Consider the following 26,930-nt stretch of genomic DNA (forward strand, 5'->3'; position numbering starts at 1 on the left):
GCGGTCTAGGAGCGGCTGAGGCTGATGGCGTGGCGCATCGACTCGCGGGCACGCTTGCGGTCCCCTGCGGCGTCATAGGCGCACGAGAGGCGGAACCAGCTGCGCCAGTCCTCCGGCGCAGCTTCGGCCTCGGCCTGGTACACCAGGAACTCCCGGTCGGCCGCCTCCCGCACGATGCGCCCGCCGGGCGTGCGCGGCAGGTCGTCCACGGGCAGCCCGCCTTCGGCTTCCAGGGTCCGGGCCAGCCTGGACATCCGCGCGCCGAACAGCAATTCCCGGCTGAGCGCCCAGGCCCCGATGATCGGCAGGACCACCAGCGCAATGCCCAGGCCCTTGGCTACGGGGTCGGGTTCGCTGAGCATCAGCCAGGCCCGCTGCAGCGTGGCTCCCAGGTAGCCCACCAGCAGCACGATAATCACGCCGACCCAGATCTTGGCTCCGTGCCGGGCATACCAGCCGATGCGGCCGTTGCCGCCGTCCGCTGCGGGACCCGTGTGTTCGGCGTTGCTCATGAAAGTTCCAGGTACCCGTCGAGTCCGTAGGTCAGTCCGGGCCGCCCGGCGACGGTCCGGACGCCCAGCAGGACGCCGGGCATGAAGGAGGCGCGGTCGAAGGAATCGTGCCGGATGGTCAGTTGTTCGCCCGGCCCGCCGAGCAGCACCTCCTGGTGCGCCACCAGGCCGCGCAGCCTCACGCTGTGCACGCGCACGCCGTCCACGTCGGCGCCGCGGGCCCCGTCCAGCGTCGTGGTGGTGGCGTCGGGGCCGGCGGGAACGCCGGCGTCCATGCGGGCGGCGGCCACCAGCTGCGCCGTGCGGACCGCGGTGCCGGAGGGCGCGTCCACCTTGTCCGGGTGGTGCAGTTCGATGATCTCCACCGATTCGAAGTACTTGGCGGCGGTGGCGGCGAAGGCCGAGGCCAGCACGGAACCGAGCGCGAAGTTGGGGGCGATCAGCACGCCCGTTCCGGGATGCTGTTCCAGCAGTTCCGCCAGCGAGTCGCGCCTGGCCTGGTCCCAGCCGGTGGTGCCGACCACCGCGTGCATGCCGTGCTCGACGGCGAAGCGGACGTTGGCCTCGGTGTTGTCCGGGGTGGTCAGGTCGACCACGACCTGCGTCCCCGCGGCCACCAGCTCTTCCAGCGCGTCGCCACGCTTCAGCGCGGCCACCAGGTCCAGGTCAGGGGCGCTCTGGATGGCCGCGACGGCCTCGCTGCCCATCCGTCCGCCGGCGCCCAGCACGGCCACCGCAAGTTGCTCAGTCATGCCCTCCAGCGTATCGCTACTGGCCGATGCCGACCCATTCGGTGCTGCCGTCGGCGAAGTGCTGTTCCTTCCAGACCGGCACCTCTTCCTTGATCCGGTCCACCAGCTCCGAGCAGGCCGCGAAGGCTTCGGCGCGGTGCGCCGACGCGACGGCGGCGACCAGGGCCGGGTCGCCGATCGCCAGCGGGCCGGTGCGGTGCGCCACCCAGATGCGCACGCCGTCGTGGTCCGCGGCGATGCGCCCCGCGACCTCGGCGATCACGCGCTGGGCGCTGGGGTGGGCGGAGTAGGACAGCGCGGCCACGGCCTGGCCGCCGTCGTGGTTGCGGACCACGCCGCTGAAGCTGACCACGGCGCCGCACTCGGCGGAGCCCACCGCGGCGGTAGCTTCGCCCGCGTCGATCGCCTCGCCGGTTACCGCGGCGTACAGCACCGTGCTGGTCATGGTTGTCCTCTCATCGGCTGCATGCTTCCAGTATCCCTTGGCCGGCGTTGATCGGCGCGGAGCGCGTCAGCCGGCATGGCCTGCGTCGGTGTCGCCTTCCAACTGCGCGCAGATGTGCCCGATCAGCGGATCCAGGGCGGCCAGGCCGTCGCGCACTCCCCCGGGAGAGCCGGGCAGGTTGACCACAAAGGTGGACCCGGCGGTCCCGGCCACGCCCCGGCTCAGCGCGGCCAGCGGGGTCTTGGTCCGCCCGTACGCGCGGATGGCTTCCATCACGCCGGGCAATTCCCGTTCCAGCGCGACGGCGGTGATTTCCGGGGTGCGGTCGTCGGCGGCCAGCCCGGTGCCTCCGCTGGTGACGATCACCCGGGGCCCGGCGGCGAGCATCTTCCGCAGCGCCTGGCGGACGGGTTCGCCGTCGGCGACGATCTGGGGGACGCCGGCGGCCAGGCCGTGTCCGGCCAGCCACTCGGAGATCAAGGGGGCGCATTCGTCCTCGTAGGCGCCGGCCGCGGCGCGGGTGGAGGCGACGATGATGCCGGCGGTCCTGGCGCTCACAGCGCCCAGTCCCCGCTCTTGCCTCCGGATTTTGCCAGCACCTTGATGTCGGAGATGACCGCGTGCTTGTCCACGGCCTTGACCATGTCGTACAGGCTCAGTGCCGCCACCGAGGCGGAGGTCAGCGCCTCCATTTCCACGCCGGTGACCGAGCGGGTCTTCACCGTCGCCTCGATCCGCACGGACTCCGCGGCCGGGAAAAAGTCGACCGTGACCTTGCTGATCGGCAGCGGGTGGCACAGCGGGATCAGCTGCGGCGTCTGCTTGGCCGCCATGATCCCGGCGACCCGGCTGACGGCCAACGCGTCGCCCTTGGGCAGCGAGCCGGCGGCCAGGAGTTCCACCACGTCGGGGCGGGTGGTCAGCACGGCCTGCGCCGTGGCTTCCCGGGTGGTTTCGTCCTTGCCGCTGACATCGATCATGTGCGCCGTGCCGTCCTCGCGGACGTGGGTCAGGCGTTCTGCTTCACTCATAGCAGCCATATTTCCACGTCCTGGCCGGCTTCGGCGCGTTCCATCCCCACGGGCAGGTGGACCAGCGCGTTGGACTGCGCCAGCGCGTGCACCAGGTGGGACCCCGCTCCGCCGACCAGCTGCACCCGTCCTCGGTCGTAGCGGCCGCGCCGCACCTGGTGTTTGCCGGCCGGCGACTCCGCGGCTTCCGCCAGCGGGGCGCGCAGCACCGCCCGCGGAGCGGGGGCTCCCAGCACCGCCGTCAGCGCCGGCCGCAGGAACATCTCGAACGAGACCAGGCAGCTGACCGGGTTGCCCGGGAACGCGAGGAAGACCGCGTCGCCGATCCGGCCGGCGCCCTGCGGCCCGCCCGGCTGCATCGCCACCGAGGCGAAGGCCACCCCGTCGGGCTCGAGCGCCTGCCGGACCACTTCGAAGGCGCCCTTGGAGATCCCGCCGGAGGTCAGCACCAGGTCGGCGCCGTGGCGGCGCAGGTCCTCGTCCAGCCGGCGGCGGAACCCGGGCGCGGAGTCGGCCAGGATGCGGCTGGAGACCACCTCGCAGCCGGCCTCCCGCAGCGAGGCCGCCAGCAGGGTGTTGTTGGCATCGTAGATCTGCCCGGCCCGCAGCCGGGCGCCGGCGGCCACCACCTCGTCGCCCGTGCTCAGCAGCAGCACCCGCAGCCGCGGCCGCACGTCGGCGGAGGCCAGGCCGAGCGCGGCGAGCAGGCCCAGCTGCGGCGCCTTCAGCAACGTTCCGGCCGCCAGCGCGAGGTCGCCGGCGGCGATGTCGCTGCCGGCGGCGCGGACGAACCGGCCGGCCTCGGTTTCCGGCAGGGTTACCGTGCCTCCCTCGCCCTCGACCGGGAAAGAGTCCGGCACCGCTTCCTCGATCGGCACGACGGCGTCCGCCCCCGCGGGCAGCATCGCCCCCGTCATGATCGGCGCGGCCGCGTTCGGCGGCAGCGCCGGGGCGGCATAGCCCGCGGGAATCGCCGGGGCCACGGCGAACCCCGCCCCGCCGGTTGTCTCCGCGCTGCGGACCGCGTAGCCGTCCATCTGCGAGTTCGCGAAGGGCGGCAGGCTCATCGGCGCGGCCACGTCGGCGGCCAGCACCCGCCCGAGGGCCGACGCCAGCGCCACCGTCTCGCTCCCGGCGAGGCAGTCCCGTGCGGCGTGACGGAGCAATTCCTCGACGACGGCGCAATGCCCGGCAACGCTCTGTGCCACTGGCCCTCCTTGTCGCAGGCGGAACCGACGGCCGGGTGCCGGAGAGGGTGCCGCGTGCATGTTCTGCTGCCATCCTAGGGGACGGCCTTGGGCGGCGCCGCGGAGCTTCCCCGGACGGGGACGTCAGCGCGGGTAGATCGACACCTCGGCCGCCTTGACCACAAAGTGCACGCGTTCCCCCGGCGCCAGCGACAGGTCGGAAACCGCGGCGGGCGTGACCTCGGCGGCCAGCGCGCCGGCCCTGACCGTGACCAGGCCGCCGTGCGGCACCAGTTCGGTCACGGTGGCCGCCACGGCGTTGCGCGGGCTGCCGGCCGGCAGGTCGGGGAACAGCGCCACCGAGGCAGGACGGAACACCGCCGCCGCGGGGTCCCCGGGACGCAGCCCGGCTTCGGCTTCCCCGCTCCAGTGCGTCCCGTCGGCGCCGGCCAGTCCGGTCTCCGTGGCGGTGCCGGTGACGAAGTTCAAGCCGGTCATCCCGGCGGCGAAGGCACTGCGCGGCCGGGCAAACACCTCGCGCACCGGCCCCTGCTCGACGATCCGCCCGCCGTCCATGACCACCACCCGGTCGGCCAGCAGCAGGGCATCCAGCGGCTCGTGGGTGACGATGACGGCGCTCCGCCCCGCCAGCACCCGGCGGAGCAGCCTGCGCAGGGCCGGGGCGGCCGTGATATCCAATGCGGACATCGGCTCGTCAAACAGCAGCAGCGAGGGGTCGGCCGCCAGCGCGCGGGCTACCGCGACGCGCTGCGCCTGGCCCCCGGACAGCTCACCCGGCCGGCGGTCGGCCAGCCCGGAGGCTTCCAGTTCCGCGAGCCAGTGCCGGGCGGCCCTGCGGGCATCGGCCCGGGAAGCTCCCCGGCTGCGCAACCCGTAGGCAACGTTGGCCTCGACGCGCAGATGCGGAAACAACAGCGGTTCCTGCGCCAGCAGGCCGACGCCGCGGGCATGGGCGGGCACCCAGCGGTCCGGCTGTGGCTGCCCGGCGCTGAACAGGACCTTGCCGTCCAGTTCCGCCCGGCCCCAGGCGGGACGGAGCAGCCCGGCAACCAGACCCAGCAGGGTCGACTTGCCGGCCCCGTTCGGGCCGAGCACGGCGACGGTTTCTCCGTCCGCGACGCTGAAGTCCGCCTCGAAGCCGCGGGACGGCAGCCGCGCGGTCAGGTCCAGGCTCATGGGACACCCGCCGCCCGGCCCGGGCCGCTCCTGCGGTGGACCAGCATCACCACCGCGACGGCGACCACCACCAACACGAGCGACAGCGACACCGCGGCATCCGCATCGGTTTCCCGCTGCAGGTAGATCTCCAGCGGGAGCGTGCGCGTGACTCCCTGCAGGCTTCCGGCAAAAGTCAGCGTGGCCCCGAACTCGCCCAGGCACCGGGCAAAGGACAGCACCGCCCCGGAGAGCAGCCCGGGCAGCACCAGCGGCAGGGTCACCGTGCGCAGGACGCGGGACGGCCTGGCGCCCAACGTCGCCGCAACCGTTTCATACCTGGTGCCCGCCGTGCGCAGCGCACCTTCCAGGCTCAACACGAGGAACGGCAGCGCCACGAAGGACTGCGCGAGCACCACGGCCGTGGTGGAGAACGCGATCTCTATGCCGATCATTTCGAAGGTGCCGCCGAGCAGCCCGCGCCGGCCGAACGTATACAGCAGGGCCAGGCCGCCGACGACGGGCGGCAGCACCAGGGGCAACAGCACCAGCGACCGGACGACCTGCTGGCCGGGGAAACTGCTGCGCGCCAGCACCAGCGCCATCGGGACGCCCAGCACGATGCACAGGGCCGTGCTGGCGGCGGCAGTCCGCAGGCTCAGTCCGAGCGCGGCCAGCGCCGGCTCGGAGGTCACGAGCCGTGGGAACTCCGGCCAGTTCACGCGCGCGGCCATCCCGGCCAGCGGCAGCAGGACGAAGACGGCGCCGGCCGCAGCCAGCGGATACACCCAGTAGGGCACCGGGGCGCGCACCGCCGTCGTCGTCGTCATGTTCTCCCGTTCGTTCCGAAGGTTGTCCGCATCCCATCCGGGCGCCCTGGCCGGGGCCGGGCGCCGCGCTGCGCTTAGGGCGGGCCGAATCCCGCCGCCGCCAGGGCCTTCCGGCCTGCGTCCCCGGTCACGAGATCCACGAAGGCCTCGGCTGCCGCCGGGTTGTCCGCCCCCTTCAGGCCGACGATCGGGTAGGCGTTGACCGCCTGCCCGGCTTCGGGGATGGAGATGCCGCGGGCCTTGCCTCCGGCGCCCTGCACGTCCGTCGCATACACCAGGCCGGCGTCGGCCTGGCCGGAGAGCACCTTGCCCAGGACGTCGGTGACCGACTGCTCTTCGCTGACCGCCGGGATGTGCACGCCGGCGGCGCGCTGGACGGCGGCGGCCGCGGCGCCGCAGGGAACCTGGGGTGCGCACAGCACGGTTTTGACCCCGGGTTCGGCCAGGTCGTCCAGCGACGAGACCCCGGCGGGGTTCGCGGCGGGCACCGCGATCTGCAGCACGTTGGTGGCAAAGACCGCCGGCGGGCCCTCGTTCAGTCCGTGGCCGGCAACCAGGTCCATGGTCGCCTGGTCGGCCGTCGCGAAAACGTCCGCCGGGGCCCCGGCCAGGATCTGGGCGGCGAGGTCGGAAGAACCCCCGCTGTTCAGGCGCACGTCCACGCCGGGGTGGCCGGCCTCGAACTCGTCGGCCAGCCCGGAGAAGACGGAGTGCAACGACGCCGCCGCGAAAACGGTCACCGTGCCCTCGGGCCCGGAACCGTCCGACCGGCCGGCCGCGCCCGCTCCCGACGGCCCCGGCGCCGCGCACGCGCTGCCGGCGAGGATACAGGCGGCGGCCGCCGCCGGGCCGGCCAGGCGCTGCCAGCGGCGCACCTCAGCTCGTCCCCGACGGAGTCTCGACGGCGACCATGGTCGCCTTGACCGAGGCCACCGCCACCGACCCCGGTTCGATGCCGAGGTCCCGCACGGCTTCGGCACTCATCAAGGACACCACCCGGTGCGGACCGCACTGCAGCTCCACCTGGGCCATCACCGCGTCCAGCCGGACATCGGTCACGATCCCCACGAAGCGGTTGCGGGCCGAGCTGCCGATCCCGGTGGGATCCTGGGGCAGGGCAGCCTGCTCCCGGGCCAGGGCGGCCAGCTCCGCGCCGTCCACGGTCGCCCGGCCGGAGGCGTCCCGGTGCTTGGCCAGCGCTCCGGCGTCGATCCAGCGGCGCAGGGTATCGTCGCTGACCCCCAGGAAGCGCGCAGCATCCGAGATGCGTATCTGCGTCATGGAAAGCAGTATAGTTCCGCAAATGCGGAACCGGACACGTTCGGGATGCGTCCGGTGTCGCCCCTGCCGGAACCATCCCGCATCCGCCGCCCTCCGCCGGGTACCCTCGAGGTATGAGCGTTGATCTGGGAATGCCGCAGGTTCCCGGCGGGACCGCGTCCGCCGCGGCCCCGGCGCGCCCCGCAGGGACCGGCCCGGCGCTGGTGGACCGCTTTGGCCGGGTGGCCACCGACCTGCGGATCTCGCTGACCGACAAGTGCAATCTCCGCTGCACCTATTGCATGCCGGCCGAAGGCTTGGACTGGCTGGCCAAGGAACAGGTCCTCAGCGACGACGAGGTGGTCCGGCTGGTCCGGATCGCCGTCGGGCGGCTGGGCGTGCGCGAGCTGCGCCTGACCGGCGGCGAACCCCTGGTCCGTGCCGGGCTGGTGGACATCATCGCTGCCGTCCGGAACAACCACCCCGACCTGCCGGTGTCGCTGACCACCAATGCCCTCGGGCTGGAGAAGAAGGCGGCCGCCCTGAAGGCGGCCGGCCTGACCCGGATCAACGTCTCGCTGGACTCGCTGCACCCGGAGACGTTTGCGCAGCTGACCCGCCGCCCGTTCCTGAACCGGGTGCTCGCCGGCATCGAAGCCGCCGACGCGGCCGGCCTGGGCCTGCTGAAGATCAACGCGGTGCTGATGCGCGGCATCAACGACGCCGAGGCGCCCGCGCTGCTGGACTGGGCGGTGGAACGGGGCTACGAGCTGAGGTTCATCGAACAGATGCCGCTGGACGCGGACCATGGCTGGACCCGGGAGAACATGCTGTCGGCCGCCGAGATCCGCGCCCTGTTGGAGCCGGTCTTCCTGCTCTCCCCGGACCCGCGCTCACGCGACGGCGCCCCGGCGGAACGGTGGGAGGTGCGGCGGCGGGACCGCCCCGGCGTCGTCGCCGGCACCGTGGGAATCATCGCCTCCGTAACCGAGCCGTTCTGTGCCGACTGCCGCCGCACCCGGGTCACGGCCGAGGGCAAGGTGCGCTCCTGCCTGTTCTCGCACGAGGAAACTGACCTGCTGGACCTCCTGCGCTCCGGCGCGGACGACGAGGCGGTGGCGGAACGGTGGCGGCATGCGATGTGGGGCAAACCCAAGGCCCACGGTATGGATCATGCGGGTCTGGGCGGCACGGACTTCGTCCAGCCGGACCGGACCATGAGTGCGATAGGCGGATAGATGATCATCCGGTATTTCGGGGCGGCGCAGGCCGCCGCCGGCGTCGAGGAGGAATCCCTGCCGCTGCCCGACGGCAGCACGCTGGAGGCGGTGCTGCGCGAGGTCATCGCCCGGCACAGCACCGCGGCGGCGAAGGAACCGGTGCCCGCCGGTGCCGGGGCCGTCCCCTCGGCTGGAGGCGGGCGTCCGATGCCTGCCGCACCCGGCAGGTCGTCCGCTCCCTCCATGGAGTCGGTCCTCGCCCGGAGCAGTTTCCTGCGCAACGAGGTGGCGTGGAAGGACCGGCAGGCACCGCTGGCGGCAGACGACGTGATTGACATCCTGCCGCCGTTCGCCGGCGGCTGACCGCGCCCCCTCATCCCCAAGGAGGCGGACGGCGGCCGGTCCCCGGCCGCCCGGCGGGCAGGGGCCCGGTTACCGGCCGAAGTCCGCCGCAGAGTCGAAGGGGCCGACGACGGTGACCACGCGCGGCGCCGCTGCCAGTTCGACGGCGAGCTCCCGGACCTGCCCGGCGGTCACGGCCTCGATCCGGGCGAGCGACTCGTCGATGTCCAAGAACTCCCCCGACACCAGCTCGGCCCGGCCCAGCCGCGACATCCGGGAGCCGCTGTCTTCCAGGGCCATCACGATGCCGCCGGAAAGCTGCCCGACGGCCCGGCGCAGCTCGTCGGCGGAGATGCCGTCGGCCGCCAACCGGTCGAGTTCGGCCCCGAGCAGGTCGATGACCTGGCCGGTCTTGGCCGGCGAACAACCGGCATACATGCCGAAGTAGCCCGCATCGGCGTAGGCGCCGGAGAACGAATACGTGGCGTAGGCCAGGCCCCGTTTCTCCCGGATCTCCTGGAAGAGCCGGGAGGACATGCCGCCGCCCAGCACGGCATTGAGCACGCTCATGACGAAGCGGCGCTCGTCGGTGGCGTTGATGGACGGGCAGCCCATGACGATGTTGGCCTGCTCGACCGGGCGGCGGTGCACGTAGGTGCCGGCGACCGGGGCGATGGCCGCGGCCGCGGTCTCCCGCCTCGGCACCGGGACCGCACCGGCCTCGAGGTGCCAGCCGGCCGACTCCAGGGCGGCGAGCACCTGCGCGCACACCGCGTCGTGGTCCAGCCCGCCGGCCGCGGTGACCACCAGCTCGTCGGGCCGGTAGTAGCGCTGGTAGTGGGCCCAGACCGAGTCGCGGGCCACCGCCTTGATCGCCTCCGGCGTCCCGCCGATCGGCCGGCCCAGGGGGTGCCCGCCGAGCACCGCCTCAACAAATTTTTCGTGGCACACGTCCGCGGGATCGTCATTGTCCATGGCGATCTCTTCGAGGATGACTCCGCGTTCCTGCTCCAGCTCCTGCGGGTCAAGGACCGCAGAGGTGATCATGTCGGCGATCACGTCGATGGCCATCGGCAGGTCCGAATCCAGGACGCGCGCGTAGTAGCACGTGCTTTCCTTGGCCGTGGCCGCATTGGATTCGCCGCCGACCTCATCGAAGGCGGAGGCAATGTCCAGTGCCGTCCGGCGCCTGGTGCCCTTGAAGAGCAGATGCTCCAGAAAATGGGTCGAGCCGTGTTGGCCCGCGGCTTCATCCCGCGAGCCAACACCGACCCAGAATCCGATCGTCGCCGACCGCTGGCCGGGCATAGCTTCGGTCAGCACCCGCACTCCCCCGGGCAGCACCGAGCGGCGCACGATGGCGCCGCCCGGTTCGCCGTGGACCAGTGTGGGGTCCGACCCGCCGAGCTCGGTGGCGTCGGCATGCTGCATGCTGCCGACCAGCGGCAGGGCGACGACGGTCATGCTTACTCGGCCACGGCCTCTTCGGCCGACGCCTCGTCGGCTGCGGCGTCCTCGGCCACCACGGGGGCGAGGGACAGCTTGCCGCGGTCGTCGATCTTGGTGATCTCGACCTGGACCTTCTGGCCCACCGACACCACGTCGTCGACGTTGTCCACGCGCTTGCCGCCGGCCAGCTTGCGCAGCTCGGAGATGTGCAGCAGGCCGTCCTTGCCCGGGGTCAGCGACACGAAGGCACCGAAGGTGGTGGTCTTCACGACCGTGCCCAGGTAGCGCTCGCCCACCTCGGGGATCTGCGGGTTGGCGATCGCGTTGACGGCGGCGCGGGCGGCTTCGGCGGCCGCACCGTCGGTCGCGCCGATCAGCACGGTGCCGTCGTCCTCGATGGAGATGTCCGCGCCGGTGTCTTCCTGAATCTGGTTGATCATCTTGCCCTTGGGACCGATGACCTCGCCGATCTTGTCCACCGGGATCTTGACCGAGATGATCCGCGGGGCGAATTCGCTCATCTCGTCCGGCTGGTCGATCGCGGCATTGATCACGCCGAGAATGTGAAGCCGTGCCTCGCGGGCCTGCTTCAGGGCGGCGGCCAGCACGGACGCCGGGATGCCGTCGAGCTTGGTGTCGAGCTGGATGGCGGTGACGAACTCCGAGGTACCGGCGACCTTGAAGTCCATGTCGCCCATGGCGTCCTCGGCACCCAGGATGTCGGTGAGCGCCGCGTAGCGGGTTTCACCGTCGACCTGGTCGGAGACAAGTCCCATGGCGATGCCGGCGACCGGGGCCTTCAGCGGCACGCCGGCGTTGAGCAGGGACAGGGTGGAGGCGCAGACCGAGCCCATGGAGGTGGAGCCGTTGGAGCTCAGCGCCTCGGAGACCTGGCGGATGGCGTACGGGAACTCTTCACGCGACGGCAGCACCGGCACCAGGGCGCGCTCGGCCAGCGCGCCGTGGCCGATTTCGCGGCGCTTGGGCGAGCCCACGCGGCCGGTCTCACCGGTGGAGTACGGCGGGAAGTTGTAGTTGTGCATGTAGCGCTTGCGCGTCACCGGCGACAGCGAATCGATCTGCTGCTCCATCTTCAGCATGTTCAGCGTGGTGACGCCCAGGATCTGGGTTTCGCCGCGCTCGAAGATGGCCGAGCCGTGGACGCGGGGCAGGACCTCGACCTCGGCGGTCAGCTTGCGGATGTCGCTCAGCCCGCGGCCGTCGATGCGCACCTGCTCGGTGAGGATGCGCTGGCGGACAACCTTCTTGGTCACGGCGTTGAAGGCCGCGGAAATTTCCTTCTCGCGACCGGCGAATTCCGCCGTCTCGGTGCCGGCCAGCTGCGCCAGGATCTCGGCCTTGAACGCGTCTGCGGCCTCGTTGCGCTGCTGCTTGTCGCCGATCGAGAAGATTTCCGTCAGCTTGGCAGCTGCGGCGGACTCCACGGCGGCGAAGGCATCGTCCTCGTAGTCCTTGAAGATCGGGAATTCGACCGTCGGCTTGGCCGCGCGGGCGGCCAGGTCGGACTGGGCCTCGCACAGCGCCCGGATGAACGGCTTGGCGGCCTCGAGGCCCTCGGCCACGACCTCTTCGGTGGGCGCGGTGGCGCCCTCTTCCTTGATCAGGTTCCAGGCGTTGTCGGTGGCTTCGGCCTCGACCATCATGATGGCGATGTCGTTGCCGGCGGCGATGCGGCCGGCCACCACCATGCTGAACACGGCGCGCTCCAGTTCGGAGTGCTTGGGGAAGGCCACCCACTGGCCGTCCACGAGCGCCACGCGGACGCCGCCGATCGGGCCGGAGAACGGCAGGCCGCTCAGCTGGGTGGACATCGAGGAGGCGTTGATCGCGACGACGTCGTACATGACGTCGGGATTGATGGCCAACACGGTCACCACTACCTGGACCTCGTTGCGCAGCCCCTTGACGAAGGCGGGGCGCAGCGGGCGGTCCATCAGGCGGCAGGCCAGGATCGCTTCGGTGGACGGGCGGCCTTCGCGGCGGAAGAACGAGCCCGGGATGCGGCCGGCGGCGTACATCCGCTCTTCCACGTCGACGGTCAGCGGGAAGAAGTCGAAGCCTTCGCGCGGGGACTTGCCCGCCGTGGTGGCGGAGAGCAGTGCGGTGTCTTCGTCGATGTAGACCATCGCCGAGCCGGCCGCCTGCTGGGCCACGCGGCCGGTTTCGAACCGGACCACGCGCTGGCCAAACCGGCCGTTGTCGATGACAGCTTCTGAGTACTGAATTTCGGGACCCTCCAAGAGAGCCACCTCCGTTTCTTCGAGTGCGGAGGCCGCCGGTATCTGCCCAAACCTGCGAGGCCGCTTCACGGCCAGCCTGCCTGTACGCCACCCGGTCTTCGATCGAGACCTACGGGCAAGCCCTTTGAGGGCGTCCCGGAAGCCACTACCGAGGACCGCGAATGCCGCGATACCGAAAGTCTCCAGTTGATGTAGTTGTCGGCCGACAGTCTCCCGGCGGCCGTGCTCCTGCCGCGCCGCAAACCGGCGCGGTAGGAAAAAGGCGGCTCTCCTGTCCCCGTCTCGCAGTGGACGGAAGAGCCGCCTCCGTCACTGACTAGCGGCGCAGGCCGAGGCGCTCGATGAGCGCACGGTAGCGCGTGATGTCGGTGTCACGCAGGTAGGTGAGCATGCGACGACGGCGGCCGACCAGTGCCATGAGGCCCCGGCGGGTGTGGTGGTCGTGCTTGTGCATCTTCAGGTGTTCCGTCAGGTCGGAGATGCGACGGGACAGAACAGCGATCTGAACCTCGGGAGAACCCGTGTCGCCCTCATGCGTGGCGTATTCCTTGATGATTTCCTGCTTGAGCGCGGCGTCTAATGCCACAGTAACTCCTAGAAGTTGTGCCGTGAGGCCCGAGTCAGCACTTCACTGCCGGGGGCTCCGCAGTCTCCGCCGGCAGCCAGAGGCATGCCGGCAGCAGAGCACGGAGGGATACAGCCGCCACGGACCGCAGCCGAATCCATCGGCCAGTTTACCTGTTGCGGGCTTGGTCTGTCGAAAGCAGGCTTCGGGTACGCACCACGTCGTCGCGCATTTGGGCGATCAGGGCCTCGGGGCCGGTGTAGGCCACCATGCCGCGCAGGCGTTCCACGAACTCGACGACCACCTGCTGCCCGTAGAGATCGAAGTCGTCCGTGTCCTCCTGCGGCCGGTCGATGACGTGCGCCTCGACCCGGCGGCTGGCGCCCTCGAAGGTCGGATTCGAGCCCACCGAGATGGCGGCCGGCCACCTGGTGCCGTGCTGGTCCACCAGCCAGCCGGCGTAGACGCCGTCGCCGGGGATCATGCCCGTTGCATGCTTGGACAGGTTCGCGGTGGGAAAACCCAGTTCCCGGCCGCGGGCGTCGCCGTGCACGACTTCGCCGCGCATCCGGTGGGTGCGTCCGAGCACCTCCGCCGCCGTGGCGACATCCCCCGCGGCGAGGGCTTCCCGGACCCAGGACGACGAGTAGCGCCGGCCGCTGCCCGCGGCGCCGAGGTCCGCATCGGTTTCATATTCGTCGACGACCTCGACGGTGAAGCCGAACTGCCGGCCCAGTTCCTGCATGGTGTTCAGGTCGCCCGCGTTGTTCTTCCCAAACCGCGTGTCGTGGCCGATCACGACCGCGGTGGCGCCGAGGGTCTCCACGAAGACTTTGCGGACGAACTCCTCGGGGGTTTCGCCGGCCAGTTCCAGCGTGTAGGTCATCATCAGCAGCCCATCCAGGCCGCTGGCCTCCAGCGCCTCGACCCGGTCCTGCAGTCCCATGATGAGCTGCGGGGCGGCGTCCGGCCGATGGACCTGGGAAGGATGCGGATCGAAAGAAATCGCCACCGCGCGGGTCCCGCGGGCGGACGCGGTCTCCACCAGGCGGCGCAGCACCTGCTGGTGGCCGCGGTGGACGCCGTCGAAATTTCCCAGTGTCACCACTGACGGACCATAGCCGCGGGGTACGTCGGCCAGGTCTTTCCAGTAGTGCACAGTAAACTCCTCGTCGATCGGGGCCTTCAGCGGGTGCGGACCCGTCGCCGGGACCCCTTCCATTATGGACGACCTCCGGGGGGCTTCGCGCCCGCCGCCGGCCGGTGCCGCCAGAGCCACCACAGGCCGATGACCGGCAGCAGCAGGGGGACGTATCCGTATCCCTTGCCGAAGCCCGACCACACCGTGTCCTGCGGAAGCAGCTGGGGATCCAGCACGCTCAGCAGCCCGACGGCCAGGACTCCCACGAGTTCGATGCTCACGGCGGCCACCGACAGCCAGTAGGAGCGGGTGCCGGACCTGGCCAATGTAACGGTCGCCAGGATGTACACGACGGCGGCGAAGGCGGACAGCAGGTAGGCCACCGGCGCTTCCGAGAACTTGGTCGCTATCTGATAGCCCGCCCGGGCGGTGGCGGAGAGCGCGAAGACCCCGTAGACCGCCACCAGGAGCCGCCCGGGACCGGTGGCGCGGCCGGCGGCGGCGTTCACGTCCCGGGTATGCCTTGCCCGTTGTTGTTGCTGGCCGGGTTTCATACGGCGATCGCTCCGTCCCAAATTTGTTCCATTCTCACCAGCATGACGAATACCGTGATTCCCGCCGCCCCCAGCACCAGGTTGCTCCACCGGCTGCGGTCCATGATGGCCCACCAGAAGGCTGCTACCGGAACCAGCAAGGCGGTGATCAGGTAGCCCCAAAATTCCCAGGTTTCCCCGCTGACGGGCTCACCGGAAGCCTGTCTGATGATACCGGCCGCCCCGTAGACGAGCAGAAACAGCTCCACCGCGGCGACGGAGAGAATCGTGACGTCGTTGGGACCGTGTTTCAGGAGGGCGGCAACCACGCAGATGACCGCGGCAAGCAGGGTGACCACCGTGCCCGCGATGAAAAAACCGTCGATGATCACTGTGCGTCCGCCTCGTTTCCCGGTGCGAACACCAGCAGGGGCCTGGCTTGCGCATCGTTGTCTTCCAGCAGCGCCACCAGCGATCCGTCCGGGGCGAACGCCGCCGTCGCGCCGGGTGCTCCGGCGGCCGGGATGCGTCGGCCGTGTGAGACGTCGTCGGCCTCGGTGGCGCTGAGTTCCCGGACGGGGAACAGTACGCGGGCGGCCTCGTCGAGGCCCGTCATCCGGAGGTCTTCGGCCAGTTCATCCAACGTGGCTGCGTTTTCGATCCGGAACGGACCCACCCGGGTCCGGCGCAGGGCCGTCAAGTGTCCGCCGACGCCCAGCCGCTGCCCGAGATCGCGCGCCAGCGCCCGGATGTAGGTTCCCGACGAGCACTCGACGGTGACGTCCACGTCCTGCACCTTCCCGCCCCGGCCGCGCCGTATGCCGTGGACCTCGAACCGGTGGATCGTGACCGGCCGGGCGGCCAACACCACGTCCTGTCCGGAGCGCACGCGCGCGTAGGACCGCTGGCCGTTGACCTTGATGGCCGAGACGCTGCTCGGCACCTGCAGGATCTCCCCGGTCAGTTCGGCGACGCCGTCCCTGATCTGCTGTTCCGTCACGGCAGCGGCGATGGTTTCCGCGGTGACGTCGCCCTCGGCGTCGTCGGTCACCGTGGACTGGCCGAGCCGGATGGTCGCGTCATACGTCTTGGGGGCGCCGACGATGTAGGTCAGCAGCCTGGTGGCCTTATTGACGCCGACCACCAGCACGCCCGTGGCCATGGGGTCCAGGGTGCCGGCGTGGCCAACCTTCCGCGTCCCGGCCAGGCGCCGCATGCGGCCGACAACGTCGTGGCTGGTCCACCCCTGCGGCTTGTCGACGAGTATCAATCCGGATCGGAGCAGGCCAGAAGTCACGCCTTTCAGTATATGGCGTCCCGGGGATACGGCCGGTCGGGGCTTAAAGCGTGCATCGTTGACAGCCTCCGGGGGCTGCAATATTTTGAGCACACTGCGTGCCGTGGATGCGGCCTCCAAGGGATTTCAGCAGGCCAGCGGCACAGTCGCCTCTTCGGCATCACTTGCCCTTGTTCTCCGGCCACTCCGCCGGCCTGCGAGTCGTCCGGGGTGCCCCGCGGCTCTCTTCAGGAGCTTCATCGTGAAAAAACCATCGCTGTATCTCGCCCTTCCTTTGGCGCTCGGACTTGCGTTCGGCACCGGCCTGGCACCGTCATCGGCCCACCGGGAGAGCTCGGAGCCTCCGTCGGCGACCGTGCTGGCCGAGGGGCTGCAATCGCCGCTGAGTCTTGCGGCCGGCCGGCACGGCCTGTTTGTGACACAGAACTTCGCCGGCGTCCTGAACCGGATCAAGCGCCATGGCGATCCCGAAGTCCTGTACCGCTCCGGCGGACCCCAGGTCGCGTCCGCCTCCCTCTACAGGCACACGGTCTACTTCTCCGAGGGCACCGGTGCCGGCGGCATGGACGGGCTGCCGAACGTGCAGTGGATCAAGTCGTTGGACCTGCACGACGACGAGGCCGCGCCTCAGAAGATCGCCGACGTGGCGGCCTATGAGAAGAAGCACAACCCGGATGGCCGCGTCACCTACGGCTTCCGCCATGTGAAGGACCGGCAGTGCCTGGACAAGATTCCGGAGGGGATCCCGGCCAAGTACAAGGGCAACGTCGACTCCAACGCCTATGCCACGGCCGCCAACAGGCACAGCATTTATGTCGCCGACGCCGGCGGCAACGCCATCCTGAAGGTCGACAAGCACAGCAAGCGGGTCAGCACGGTTGCGGTGCTGCCGCCGGCATCATTCCGGGTCACCGCTGCGTTGGCGGCAGGCATGGGCCTGCCGGATTGCGTGGTCGGCCAGAAGTACTATCTGGAGCCGGTGCCTACGGACGTTGAGTTTGGCCGGCACGGCTGGCTGTACGTCACCTCGCTGCCGGGCGGTCCCGAAGACGGGAGCATCGGCGCGCTCGGCCGCGTCTTCAAGGTCCATGCCCACACCGGGAAGGTCGTGCAGCTGGCGGGGGGCCTGTCCGGCGCCACCAACCTGGCGGTCAGCTCACGCGGCGACATCTACATTGCCGAGATGTTCGGCAACAAGATCTCCGTGCTGAAGAAGGGCCACGACAAGGTGCGGACGTTCTTCGAGACCACTGCCCCGGGTGCGCTGGAGATCCGCGGCGACCGGCTCTACGCCACAACCAATGCGCTCCCTGACTTCACCGGCAAGACACCTCCCGACGGCAAGGTCATCAAGATCCGGCTGCACTGATCCGCGGCTGCCGGGACCGGAAAATGGGCGGGCCACCTGCGCACAGCAGGTGGCCCGCCCTTTGGTGCAACGGCCGTCGGGCCGTGCAGCGGTCGTTGATCAGCGCGGCCCACGCCCGGGAGCAACGGCCCTGGGCCGCAGCGGGACGTCAGTGGGCGCGGAAGCCGCTATTCCGGACGCGTTCCGCGGCCGGCGTCGTCCTGGTCCTCGTCTTCGGGCTTGCGGTACGGGTCCTCTTCGCCGGCAAAGGCGGCGCCTTCGGCCAGGGCCGCGACCTCGGCGTCCTTGGCCTTCGCGGCCCGCAACAGCTCCTCCAGGTGGCTGGCGTTCACCGGAATCTCGTCCGCGACGAATTCCAGCGTGGGCGTGAGCCGGGCGGTGATGTTCCGGCCCACTTCCGCCCGCAGGACGCCCTTGGCGGACTCCAGTGCCTTGCGGGTCCCGTCCTGCTCTTCGGCGTCGCCGAACACCGTGTAGTAGACGGTGGCGTGCTGCAGGTCGTTGGTCACCCGGGCGTCCGTGATGGTCACAAATCCCAAACGGGGATCCTTGACCCTGCGCTCAAGCGCCTGGGCGACCACAACTTTGATCCGGTCGGCCATCTTGGCGGCGCGTGCTGGGTCTGCCATGACCCCTCCTCAATTCTCGTGTTGATGGCGGAACAGCGGGCGCCCGGCGGCGATGCCACCGGACGCCCGCTGCAGGCCGACTGCTAGACGCGCGGCTTTTCGCGCATTTCGAAGGTCTCGATGATGTCGCCTTCCTTGAGGTCGTTGAACGACCCAAGTCCGATGCCACATTCGAATCCTTCGCGGACCTCGGTCGCGTCGTCCTTGAACCGCTTGAGCGAGTCAACGGTGAGGTTCTCGCCGATGACCTTGCCGTCGCGGGTGACGCGCGCCTTGGTATTGCGGCGGATCGTGCCCGAGCGGACGATGGAGCCGGCGATATTCCCGAACTTGGACGAACGGAAGATCTCGCGGATTTCGGCCGTGCCCAGCTGTGCCTCTTCGTACTCCGGCTTCAGCATGCCCTTCAGCGCGAGTTCGATATCATCGATCGCCGCGTAGATGACCGAGTAGAAGCGCATGTCCACGCCCTCGCGGTCGGCCAGTTCGGCCACCCGCTCGGCCGGCTTGACGTTGAAGCCGATGATGATGGCATTGTCCACGGTGGCCAGGTTGACGTCGTTCTGCGTGATGGCACCGACACCGCGGTGGATAACGCGCAGCTGGACATCCTCGCCCACATCGATCTTGAGCAGCGAGTCTTCCAGCGCCTCCACGGCACCGGACACGTCGCCCTTGAGGATGAGGTTGAGGGTGTCGACCTTGCCCTCGGCCACGGCCTTGTCGAAGTCCTCGAGGCTGATGCGCTTGCGGCGCTTGGCCAGGGCTGCGTTGCGGTCCGCGGCTTCACGCTTCTCGGCGATCTGGCGGGCTGTGCGCTCGTCGTCGGTCACCAGGAAGGTGTCGCCGGCGCGCGGGACGGTGGACAGACCCAGCACCTGGACCGGACGCGACGGTTCGGCCTCGGTGACGGATGCGCCGTCTTCATCGAACATGGCACGGACGCGGCCGTGCGCGCTGCCGGTGACGATGGCGTCGCCCACCCGCAGCGTTCCGGACTGGACCAGCACGGTCGCCACTGCGCCGCGGCCCTTGTCCAGGTTCGCCTCGATCGCGATGCCGCGGGCGTCCTTGTTCGGGTTGGCCCGCAGGTCCAGGGCGGCGTCGGCGGTCAGCAGCACGGCCGAGAGGAGATCCTCGATGTGCAGGCCCTCGCGTGCCGAGACGTCCACGAACATGGTGTCGCCGCCGTATTCCTCCGGAACCAGGCCGTACTCGGTCAGCTGGCCGCGGATCTTCTCCGGGTTGGCGCCTTCCTTGTCGATCTTGTTCACGGCGACGACGATGGGCACGCCGGCAGCCTGCGCGTGGTTCAGCGCTTCCACGGTCTGCGGCATGACGCCGTCGTCCGCGGCCACCACCAGGATGGCGATGTCGGTGACCTTCGCGCCGCGGGCACGCATGGCGGTGAACGCCTCGTGGCCCGGGGTGTCGATGAAGGTGATCTTCCGGTCCCGGTCATCGTGCTGGAAGTCGATCTGGTAGGCGCCGATGTGCTGGGTAATGCCGCCGTGTTCGCCTTCGCCCACCCGGGTGTTGCGGATGGCGTCCAGCAGGCGGGTCTTACCGTGGTCCACGTGGCCCATGACCGTCACGACGGCGGGGCGCCGCTCGAGGTCGGCTTCGCCCTCGGCCTCGAGTTCGGCGTCGAGGTCGATGTCGAACGAGTCAAGCAGTTCGCGCTCTTCGTCCTCCGGGGAGACAACCTGGATCTTGTAGCCCAGTTCAACGCCGAGCAGCTCGAAGGTGTCCTCGTCCAGCGACTGCGTGGCGGTGGCCATCTCGCCGAGGTGGAACAGCACGGTCACCAGCGCTGCCGGATTCGCCTCGATCTTGTCGGCGAAGTCGGTGATGGAGGAGCCGCGGCGCAGCCGGACAACGGTGCTGCCGTCGCCGCGGGGTACCGAGACGCCGCCCAGCGACGGTGCGCTCATCTGCTCCAGTTCCTGGCGCTTGGCGCGCTTGGACTTGCGCTGCTTGCCGCGGCCGGCGCCTCCCTTGCCGAAGGCACCCTGGGTACCGCCGCGTCCGCGGCCGCCCTTGCCGAAACCGCCGCCGGCCGGCGCCGGTCCCCCGGCTCCGGGGCGGGCCGGAGCTCCCGGACGTCCGGGAGCGCCGCCGCCGCGGCCGGCCGGAGCGGGGCGCTCGGTGCGGTTGGGCATCATGCCCGGCGTAGGACGGGCACCGCCCGGACGCGGTGCGCCGGGACGAGGTGCGCCCGGCCGCGCGGGAGCCCCCGGACGCGGTGCAGCGCCGGGACGCGGTGCGGCAGGACGGGGACCGCCCTGACCGGCTGCCGGAGGACGCGGGCCGCCCGGACGGGGCATGCCCTGCGAGGTTGCAAAGGGGTTGTTGCCCGGACGCGGAGCACGCTCGGCGTCACGGTCGCCGCGGCCGCGGGGCATGCCCTGGGACGTGGCGAAGGGGTTGTTGCCGGGGCGCGGGCCACCGGGGCGCGGGGCACCGGGGCGGGCCGGGGCGGGACCGCCGGGGCGCGGAGCTGCCGATCCCGGCTTGGCAGCCGGTGCTTCTGCACGCTGCGGCGCCGCTTCCGCTGCCGGAGCTGCCGGAGCGGCAGGAGCCGGTGCCGGTGCCGGTGCTGCCGGGGCGGCAGGCGACGGCTTGGCGGCCTCCGCGGCCGGAGCCGGGGCGGCCGGAGCGCTGGGAGCGGGCTTCGCTCCCGGCTTGGGCGCTGCTGCCTTGGGTGCTGTCTTGGGGGCCGCCTGCTCCCCCTTCGGGGCGGCGGCGGGGAACGCGTCGCGAAGCTTCTTCACGACGGGTGCCTCAATGGTCGATGACGCTGAGCGGACGAATTCGCCCAGCTCCTGCAGTTTGGATACTGCATCTTTCGAGGTAATACCGAGCTCTTTTGCGAGCTCGTGTACGCGGACCTTGGCCACATTTCTCCTGTCTCGGTCCGCACGAGGCAGGTCTGCCGGGCACGAACCGTCTAATTCTTGCTGCGGCTTTCAGCAGAATGGGCTGAAAGGCCGCGGGCGGAGCACAATGAAGTACTCATCACTTGGCACTCATCGGGTTTCCATCAGTTTTCTGACCCGCTTTCAGGTTGGACGGTTGGGGTGACGGGGCCGGCCGCGGTGGCCGCCTCGTCGTCAGCACGGAACTGGTCTGCAACAGTGCTGCTGTCAACAGTGGCCCGGAAGGCCCTGCCGAAGGCATGCCGTTTCAAAGCCAGTTCCATGCAATCCGGTCCGCGGTGCATCCAGGCACCGCGTCCAGGCCTGCGGCGGCCCGGATCGACGACGACGGTGGGAACACCGTCGACTTCTTCGACTGCCAGCCGCAGCAGAACGGCCTGGTCTTCCCGGCGCCGGCAGCCTATGCAGGTCCGCTGGGGCGGCGTGGCCGCCTGGGCGTGCGCCTGCAAGGGCTTTTGACTGTCGGGAAACCCGGCCATGGATATTCTACCGCTTCCAGTGCCCGGCCAACGAACCGGGCGTGTTGCAGGCCCGAAACCGGGCGTGGTTTTTGCTTCTTGCGCGCTATTGGGCCATGGCCGCGTCGGACACGATGTCGATCCGCCAGCCCGTCAGTTTTGCCGCAAGCCGGGCGTTTTGCCCTTCCTTGCCGATCGCCAGCGACAGCTGGTAATCCGGCACCACGACCCGGGCGGAACGCGTCTCCGGGTCGGTGATGGTCACGGAGCTGACCCGCGACGGCGAGAGCGCGCTGGCGATGAACGTCGCCGGATCCTCGCTGAAGTCGACGATGTCGATCTTTTCGTCGTGCAGCTCGGTCATGACGGCCCGCACGCGGGAACCCATTTCGCCGATGCAGGCACCCTTGGCGTTGAGTCCGGGCACGTTGGCCTTGACGGCGATCTTCGTCCGGTGGCCGGCCTCCCGCGCCAGGGCAACAATCTCCACGCTCTTGTCCGCGATCTCGGGTACTTCCAGTTCGAAGAGCTTGCGCACCAGGCCGGGATGGGAACGGGACAGGGTGATCGAGGGGCCCTTCATGCCGCGGTGGACGTCCACCACATAGGCGCGCAGGCGCGTGCCGTGCACGTAGCTCTCCCCCGGGACCTGTTCGGGCGGCGGCAGCAGCGCCTCCACCGTGCCAAGGTCCACCTGGACCATGTGGGGGTTGTGCCCCTGCTGGATCAAGCCGGACACCAGCTCCCCCTCCTTGCCGCGGAAGGCGCCCAAGACGTTGTCGTCCTCGGCGTCGCGCAGCCGCTGGAGGATGATCTGGCGTGCCGTGCTGGCCGCGATCCGGCCGAATCCGCTGGGCGTGTCGTCAAACTCGCCGATCACGGTGCCGTCGTCGTCCACTTCGGCCGCCCAGATGGTGACGTGGCCGCTCTTGCGGTCCAGTTCGGCCCGGGCCTGGTCGATGGAACCGGGGGACTTGTGATAGGCCACCAGCAGGGCCTGCTCGATCGTGGGGATCAGCAGGTCCAGCGGAATTTCGCGTTCGCGCTCCAGCAGCCGCAGGGCGCTCATATCGATATCCATCTCAGGCCTCCTCCTCGTTCTCCAGCTCGCCGTCGGCGGCGGCAATCGTGTCGTCGTCTACCGGGGCGAACTCCACTTCGACCTTGCCGGAGCGGATGTTCGTAAAGTCCAGGTGGACCGGTTCGCCGGGACGGGGCTTCATGCCCTTCTTCGGCGCTTCTTCCGGCCGCACGGTCACGCCGGCCTCGCCGACCTCCAGCAGGCGGCCGGCAACGTCGTCGCCGGCGACCAGCTTGACCTTGACCAGCCGGCCCACGTTCCGGCGCCAGTGGCGCAGCTGGGTGAGCGGCCGGCTGAGCCCCGGCGAGGATACCTCCAGGCTGTAGGCGCGGCCGTCGTCGCGCGGATCCTCATCCAGCGTCTTGGAGAGGGCCTGCGACACCTCGGCGATGGCATCGAGCCCTACGCCGCCGGTCTGGTCCTCGGGCAGGTCCACGACGACGTGGACGATGCGCTGTGATCCGGCGTGGCGGATTTCCACATCCTCGAGGAACAACTCGTGCGCGGCCACGGACGGTTCCAGCAGCTCTTTCAGGCGTGCGGCCTCCGCGGACGTGTCGGTACCGGATGTCCCTCCGGTAGTGGGCACGCCGCTGTGATCGCGCCGCTGGGCCATACTGCCTCCCTGTTTCGGTAAGTCTCGCTTCTAGACTAGCGACTTTACCGTCACCGGTGGCCTCCCGGCGGCCAGTTCCCGGCCTACGCCGGTGCAGCGGACGCCGAAGCCGTGACATCATCTTCAGTTGTGGGATCTACTTCAAGGCGCCGCGGCGGCAACCAGGCCGCGCCATCCCGGGCGTGGCGCCGGGCGCCGCTGCTGTTGCTCACCGCGGCGATCGTGGTCAGCACCGGCACCGTGGTGGCGAGCATCACCGAACCCGCCCCGCCCCCCAGCACCACCGAGCAAGCCCGCCTCGACGCTCTGGCCGGCCTGGAGAACCTGGCCTCGGCCTTCGAGGAACACGACGACGACGGCGCCTCCCCCACCGCCGACCTGCTCCGGACCCAGGCGGACCTGCTGCGGCTGACCACGTCGTGGCCGTCCGGGTCCCCTGCCGCGCCGGACACCGCGGCCCCGTCGTCCCCCGCCGGCTTGGCCGGCAGCCCGCCCCCGGCCGCAAGGCCACCCGGTCCCGGGGAGCTGGCCGGGCTGGCCGGCGACCTGCTGGCCGACGCCCAGGAGACGGACCCGGGGCTGGCCCGGCTGCTGGCCTCGATCGGCTCCGCGGTGTTCGCCCAGGCGCAGGTTTTGGCCGGCGGTTCGGAAGTGGCTGCGCCGTGGGAAGCCCCGGAGATACCGCCCGCCTCCCCCGGCTGCGCCGCCCCTTCCGCTCCGGCCGGGGACGTGACACGGTCGACGACGCCCGGCGCGCCGACGACGGAGGAGGCCTTGGCCGCCGTCGTCCGCAGCCACGAGCGCCTGGCCTACGCCTATGAAACGGTGCTGCCGCGCCTCGCGGGCGCCGAACGCGCGGTCGCCGCCGAGCGCCTCGCGGCGCATGCCGGCGCCGCCGGGGACTGGCGGGCGGTGGCGGCGGCCGAATGCCTGGCCCTGCCGCTGCCGGAGCCGGCGTATGCCCTGGGCAGCGACTTCGCGGCCGATCCGCTGCCGGCGCTGCAGGGCGCCGAGGAGGCTTCCCTCCGGCCGCTGGCCGACCTGGTCGCGCTCAGCAGCGGGAGGGTGCGGGAGCACGCGGTGTCCGGCCTCGCCACCGCCACGGCGGACCTGGCGGCCTCGACCGGCGTCGTGCCGCCCGCCCCGGGACTGGACGACGAACTGCTGGCCGCGCCCGCCACCGGCTCGTGACGAGGGGGCAGCTGGCCGCCCCCTCCGGTCCGGATCAGCGGCCCAGCACGTTCTCCTGCAACACGTCGTAGCCAAGCTTGAGGATCAGGGCCGCGACCACGGCCAGGAAGACCACGCGGATGAACTTGCTGCCCTGGGAGACGGCCATCCGTGCACCGACGTAACCGCCGGCCATGTTGGCGACGCCGAGCACCAGCCCGAGCCCCCACAGCAGCGCCCCGCTGGGCAGGAAAAAGGCCAGGGCGCCCAGGTTGGTGGCCATGTTCACGATCTTGGCCTTCGCGCTGGCAGCCAGGAAGTTGTAGCCGAGCAGCGCCACCATCGCGATGATCAGGAACGAGCCGGTGCCGGGACCGATCAGGCCGTCGTAGAAGCCAATGACCAGCCCGATTCCGGCGGCCGCACCGAGGTGCCGGGCGCCCTTGTACCGCAGCCGGGTCAACGATCCCGCCGTCGGACGCAGCGCGGTAAAGACGGCCACCGCGATCAGGGCGACGACGATGATCGGCTTAAACACCTCGGCGGGCAGCACGGTGGCCACGATCGCCCCGCCGAAGCTTCCCGCCAGCGCGACGCCGGCCATTGGCAGCGCGGTTTTCAGGTCCGGGTGCGCCCTGCGGTAATAGGTCACTGCGCTGGTGGTGGTGCCGAAGATGGAGCCCATCTTGTTGGTGGCCAGTGCCTGCACCGGGCTGATGCCGGGGACCAGCAGCAGCACGGGCAACTGGAGCAGGCCGCCGCCGCCCACCACGGCGTCCACCCAGCCGGCGGCAAAGCCACCCACGACCACGAGGGCGAGGGTGGCCAGCTGCAGTTCCTCGAGTCCGGAGCTCACCTCCCGGCCAGGGCCGCCAACTGCCCGGCGGCCTCGGCCAGCGGCACGTTTTCGGCCTGCCCGGTGGCCCTGTCCTTGACTTCGACCACGCCGTCGGCCAGGCCGCGGCCGACCACCACGATGGTGGGCACGCCGATGAGTTCGGCATCGGAGAACTTCACGCCCGGAGAGACCTTGGGCCGGTCGTCGTAGATGACATCGACGCCGGCGGCGGACAGTTCCTCGGCCAGCCTGTTGGCTGCCTCAAAAATTTCCGTGCCCTTCCCGGTGGCGACGATGTGGACGTCGGCCGGGGCCACGTTGCGCGGCCAGGCCAGGCCCTTGTCGTCGTGATAGGCCTCGGCGAGTGCGGCCACCGCACGGGTGACGCCCACGCCGTAGGAGCCCATGGTCACCGTGGCCAGCTTGCCGTTGCGGTCCAGCACCTGCAGGCCCAGTGCCTCGGCGTATTTGCGGCCCAGCTGGAAGATGTGGCCCATTTCGATGCCGCGGGCCGCCTCCAGCGGACCGGAGCCGTCCGGCGCGGGGTCCCCTTCGCGGACCTCGACCGACTCGACGACGCCGTCCCAGCCGAAGTCGCGTCCGGCGACCAGACCGAACACGTGCTTGCCGTCCTCGTTCGCGCCGGTGATCCAGCGCGTGCCGGGCACCACCCGGGGATCCACGAGGTAGAGCAGGCCGGTGGCCGACTCGGTCCCGAGGACCGCGGCGTCCAGGCTCTCGCCGGGACCGATGTAGCCCCTGACCAGGCCGGGATGCTTTTTCAGGTCTTCCTCGGTGGCCGCCTCGACCTCGACTTCGCCGCCCACCGGGAGGAAGGCACCGATGTTCGCCTCGACGCGCTTGAGGTCGACGGCGCGGTCGCCCGGTACGCCAATGACCACCAGGCTCCGCTCTCCGGTGGGCAGCTTGATGGCCAGGACGACGTTCTTCAACGTGTCCGCGGCGGTCCATTCCCCGTCCGCGCGCGGTGCCAGCTGGTTGGCCGCGGCCACCAGGGTGTCGATCGTGGGGGTGTCCGGGGTGTCCTTGACTTCGGCGGCCGGGGCGTCGGCGTAGTCCACCGGCTCCGGTGCGACGGTGGTGACGGCCTCCACGTTGGCGGCGTAGCCGCCGGGCGAACGCACGAAGGTGTCCTCGCCGATCTCGGTGGGATGCAGGAACTCCTCGCTCTTCGACCCGCCCATGGCGCCGGACGTGGCCTTGACGGTCACCACTTCCAAGCCCAGGCGCTTGAAGATCCGCAGGTAGGCGCGCCGGTGCGCGTCATAGCTGACGTCCAGGCCCTCGTCGTCGACGTCGAAGGAGTAGGAGTCCTTCATGATGAATTCGCGGCCGCGCAGCAGCCCGGCGCGCGGGCGGGCCTCGTCGCGGTACTTGTTCTGGATTTGGTACAGCGTCACCGGCAGGTCCTTGTACGAGGAGTACAAATCCTTGACCAGCAGGGTGAACATTTCCTCGTGCGTGGGGGCCAACAGGTAGTCGGCACCCTTGCGGTCCTGCAGGCGGAACAACCCGTCGCCGTACTCGGTCCAGCGATTGGTCGCCTCGTACGGTTCGCGCGGCAGCAGCGCCGGGAAATGGACTTCCTGGGCGCCGATGGCGTTCATCTCCTCGCGGACCACGGCCTCCACCTTGGCCAGCACCTTCAGGCCCAGCGGCAGCCAGGAGTAGATACCGGGGGCGGCGCGGCGGATGTAGCCGGCGCGCACCAGCAGCTTGTGGCTGGCAACTTCGGCGTCGACCGGGTCATCGCGCAGGGTGCGCAGGAACATGCTGGACAGGCGAAGAACCACTGCAGGAATCCGTTT

28 protein-coding genes are annotated in these 26,930 nt (G+C 70.3%); 4 read left to right on the plus strand and 24 right to left on the minus strand.

From position 1 onward, the window contains the following. Positions 1 to 5: 5 nt before the first annotated feature. From AC5RWG_RS13265 to AC5RWG_RS13310, 10 genes are all read right to left on the minus strand, one after another. Positions 6 to 512, minus strand: a complete 507-nt coding sequence (locus AC5RWG_RS13265; protein ID WP_494023815.1) for a tetratricopeptide repeat protein — start codon at positions 510 to 512, stop codon at positions 6 to 8. After that, positions 509 to 1,264, minus strand: coding sequence for a 4-hydroxy-tetrahydrodipicolinate reductase (dapB, locus tag AC5RWG_RS13270; protein WP_494128330.1), 756 nt, complete (start codon positions 1,262 to 1,264; stop codon positions 509 to 511). The genes AC5RWG_RS13265 and dapB overlap by 4 nt, the downstream gene beginning before the upstream one ends. A gap of 16 nt (positions 1,265 to 1,280) precedes the next feature. Then, positions 1,281 to 1,709 (minus strand): molybdenum cofactor biosynthesis protein MoaE, encoded by a 429-nt coding sequence (locus tag AC5RWG_RS13275; protein ID WP_494002410.1) that lies wholly within the window; start codon positions 1,707 to 1,709, stop codon positions 1,281 to 1,283. Between the two features lie 66 nt (positions 1,710 to 1,775). Further along, positions 1,776 to 2,267 (minus strand): MogA/MoaB family molybdenum cofactor biosynthesis protein, encoded by a 492-nt coding sequence (locus AC5RWG_RS13280; RefSeq protein ID WP_494002411.1) that lies wholly within the window; start codon positions 2,265 to 2,267, stop codon positions 1,776 to 1,778. Continuing rightward, on the minus strand, positions 2,264 to 2,740 hold the full coding sequence (moaC, locus tag AC5RWG_RS13285; RefSeq protein WP_494167141.1) for a cyclic pyranopterin monophosphate synthase MoaC: 477 nt from the start codon (positions 2,738 to 2,740) through the stop codon (positions 2,264 to 2,266). The genes AC5RWG_RS13280 and moaC overlap by 4 nt, the downstream gene beginning before the upstream one ends. Beyond that, complete coding sequence (locus tag AC5RWG_RS13290; RefSeq protein ID WP_494167142.1) at positions 2,737 to 3,948, minus strand: molybdopterin molybdotransferase MoeA; 1,212 nt, start codon at positions 3,946 to 3,948, stop codon at positions 2,737 to 2,739. Before AC5RWG_RS13290 ends, moaC begins: the two co-directional genes overlap by 4 nt. Before the next feature lie 123 nt (positions 3,949 to 4,071). Beyond that, positions 4,072 to 5,124 carry a sulfate/molybdate ABC transporter ATP-binding protein gene (locus tag AC5RWG_RS13295; protein WP_494023812.1) on the minus strand — a complete coding sequence of 351 codons (1,053 nt, stop codon included), beginning with the start codon at positions 5,122 to 5,124 and terminating at the stop codon, positions 4,072 to 4,074. Further along, on the minus strand, positions 5,121 to 5,933 hold the full coding sequence (locus AC5RWG_RS13300) for an ABC transporter permease (RefSeq protein ID WP_494167143.1): 813 nt from the start codon (positions 5,931 to 5,933) through the stop codon (positions 5,121 to 5,123). The genes AC5RWG_RS13295 and AC5RWG_RS13300 overlap by 4 nt, the downstream gene beginning before the upstream one ends. A gap of 74 nt (positions 5,934 to 6,007) precedes the next feature. Next, on the minus strand, positions 6,008 to 6,808 hold the full coding sequence (gene modA, locus AC5RWG_RS13305; RefSeq protein ID WP_494167144.1) for a molybdate ABC transporter substrate-binding protein: 801 nt from the start codon (positions 6,806 to 6,808) through the stop codon (positions 6,008 to 6,010). Position 6,809: 1 nt separating this feature from the next. Beyond that, positions 6,810 to 7,214 (minus strand): TOBE domain-containing protein, encoded by a 405-nt coding sequence (locus AC5RWG_RS13310; protein WP_494002417.1) that lies wholly within the window; start codon positions 7,212 to 7,214, stop codon positions 6,810 to 6,812. A 113-nt stretch (positions 7,215 to 7,327) separates the two neighbouring features. Here AC5RWG_RS13310 and moaA point away from each other — a divergent pair, with 113 nt between their 5' ends. Next, entirely contained in the window at positions 7,328 to 8,431 is a 1,104-nt protein-coding gene (moaA, locus tag AC5RWG_RS13315; protein WP_494167145.1) for a GTP 3',8-cyclase MoaA, read from the plus strand. Next, positions 8,432 to 8,776, plus strand: a complete 345-nt coding sequence (locus AC5RWG_RS13320; RefSeq protein WP_494050265.1) for a MoaD/ThiS family protein — start codon at positions 8,432 to 8,434, stop codon at positions 8,774 to 8,776. Between the two features lie 69 nt (positions 8,777 to 8,845). On the opposite strand, the gene AC5RWG_RS13325 is transcribed toward AC5RWG_RS13320, so the two are convergent. The 7 genes from AC5RWG_RS13325 to truB form a co-directional block, all read right to left on the minus strand. Then, positions 8,846 to 10,219: a M16 family metallopeptidase gene (locus AC5RWG_RS13325; RefSeq protein WP_494002420.1), complete on the minus strand. Its 1,374-nt coding sequence runs from the start codon at positions 10,217 to 10,219 to the stop codon at positions 8,846 to 8,848. A 2-nt stretch (positions 10,220 to 10,221) separates the two neighbouring features. Beyond that, positions 10,222 to 12,465, minus strand: coding sequence for a polyribonucleotide nucleotidyltransferase (locus AC5RWG_RS13330; RefSeq protein WP_494023859.1), 2,244 nt, complete (start codon positions 12,463 to 12,465; stop codon positions 10,222 to 10,224). A 316-nt stretch (positions 12,466 to 12,781) separates the two neighbouring features. Continuing rightward, positions 12,782 to 13,051 (minus strand): 30S ribosomal protein S15, encoded by a 270-nt coding sequence (gene rpsO / locus AC5RWG_RS13335; protein WP_494002421.1) that lies wholly within the window; start codon positions 13,049 to 13,051, stop codon positions 12,782 to 12,784. Positions 13,052 to 13,199: 148 nt separating this feature from the next. Further along, complete coding sequence (locus AC5RWG_RS13340) at positions 13,200 to 14,189, minus strand: bifunctional riboflavin kinase/FAD synthetase (protein ID WP_494002536.1); 990 nt, start codon at positions 14,187 to 14,189, stop codon at positions 13,200 to 13,202. A 62-nt stretch (positions 14,190 to 14,251) separates the two neighbouring features. After that, the gene (locus AC5RWG_RS13345) at positions 14,252 to 14,725 is read right to left on the minus strand and encodes a hypothetical protein (RefSeq protein WP_494167146.1); all 474 of its coding nucleotides are present in this window, start codon (positions 14,723 to 14,725) and stop codon (positions 14,252 to 14,254) included. Further along, a complete protein-coding gene (locus tag AC5RWG_RS13350; protein ID WP_494014384.1) occupies positions 14,722 to 15,090 on the minus strand; it encodes a hypothetical protein in 369 nt (122 codons plus the stop codon). The genes AC5RWG_RS13345 and AC5RWG_RS13350 overlap by 4 nt, the downstream gene beginning before the upstream one ends. 2 nt (positions 15,091 to 15,092) lie before the next feature. Then, positions 15,093 to 16,001: a tRNA pseudouridine(55) synthase TruB gene (truB, locus tag AC5RWG_RS13355; RefSeq protein WP_494014185.1), complete on the minus strand. Its 909-nt coding sequence runs from the start codon at positions 15,999 to 16,001 to the stop codon at positions 15,093 to 15,095. 241 nt (positions 16,002 to 16,242) lie between these two features. On the opposite strand from truB, the gene AC5RWG_RS13360 reads away from it, so the two are divergent. Beyond that, a complete protein-coding gene (locus AC5RWG_RS13360; RefSeq protein WP_494167147.1) occupies positions 16,243 to 17,370 on the plus strand; it encodes a ScyD/ScyE family protein in 1,128 nt (375 codons plus the stop codon). A gap of 167 nt (positions 17,371 to 17,537) precedes the next feature. Here the strand turns inward: AC5RWG_RS13360 and rbfA are convergent, their stop codons facing one another. The 5 genes from rbfA to rimP all read right to left on the minus strand — a co-directional run bounded on the left by rbfA (position 17,538) and on the right by rimP (position 23,093). Beyond that, a complete protein-coding gene (gene rbfA / locus AC5RWG_RS13365) occupies positions 17,538 to 17,999 on the minus strand; it encodes a 30S ribosome-binding factor RbfA (protein ID WP_494074799.1) in 462 nt (153 codons plus the stop codon). A gap of 83 nt (positions 18,000 to 18,082) precedes the next feature. Next, positions 18,083 to 20,899, minus strand: a complete 2,817-nt coding sequence (gene infB / locus AC5RWG_RS13370; protein ID WP_494109962.1) for a translation initiation factor IF-2 — start codon at positions 20,897 to 20,899, stop codon at positions 18,083 to 18,085. A gap of 143 nt (positions 20,900 to 21,042) precedes the next feature. Beyond that, complete coding sequence (locus AC5RWG_RS13375) at positions 21,043 to 21,417, minus strand: YlxR family protein (protein WP_494002427.1); 375 nt, start codon at positions 21,415 to 21,417, stop codon at positions 21,043 to 21,045. An 85-nt stretch (positions 21,418 to 21,502) separates the two neighbouring features. Next, positions 21,503 to 22,477, minus strand: coding sequence for a transcription termination factor NusA (gene nusA, locus AC5RWG_RS13380; RefSeq protein ID WP_494014189.1), 975 nt, complete (start codon positions 22,475 to 22,477; stop codon positions 21,503 to 21,505). A 1-nt stretch (position 22,478) separates the two neighbouring features. Then, complete coding sequence (gene rimP / locus AC5RWG_RS13385; RefSeq protein WP_494014190.1) at positions 22,479 to 23,093, minus strand: ribosome maturation factor RimP; 615 nt, start codon at positions 23,091 to 23,093, stop codon at positions 22,479 to 22,481. A gap of 129 nt (positions 23,094 to 23,222) precedes the next feature. Here rimP and AC5RWG_RS13390 point away from each other — a divergent pair, with 129 nt between their 5' ends. After that, a complete protein-coding gene (locus tag AC5RWG_RS13390) occupies positions 23,223 to 24,284 on the plus strand; it encodes a DUF4439 domain-containing protein (RefSeq protein ID WP_494026370.1) in 1,062 nt (353 codons plus the stop codon). Between the two features lie 34 nt (positions 24,285 to 24,318). Here AC5RWG_RS13390 and AC5RWG_RS13395 read toward each other — a convergent pair whose 3' ends face one another. Beyond that, positions 24,319 to 25,119, minus strand: coding sequence for a sulfite exporter TauE/SafE family protein (locus AC5RWG_RS13395; protein WP_494002431.1), 801 nt, complete (start codon positions 25,117 to 25,119; stop codon positions 24,319 to 24,321). Next, positions 25,116 to 26,915, minus strand: coding sequence for a proline--tRNA ligase (locus AC5RWG_RS13400; protein WP_494002432.1), 1,800 nt, complete (start codon positions 26,913 to 26,915; stop codon positions 25,116 to 25,118). Before AC5RWG_RS13400 ends, AC5RWG_RS13395 begins: the two co-directional genes overlap by 4 nt. Between the last annotated feature and the right edge of the window lie 15 nt (positions 26,916 to 26,930).

The sequence above is a fragment of the Arthrobacter sp. Y3221160 genome, assembly GCF_059092585.1.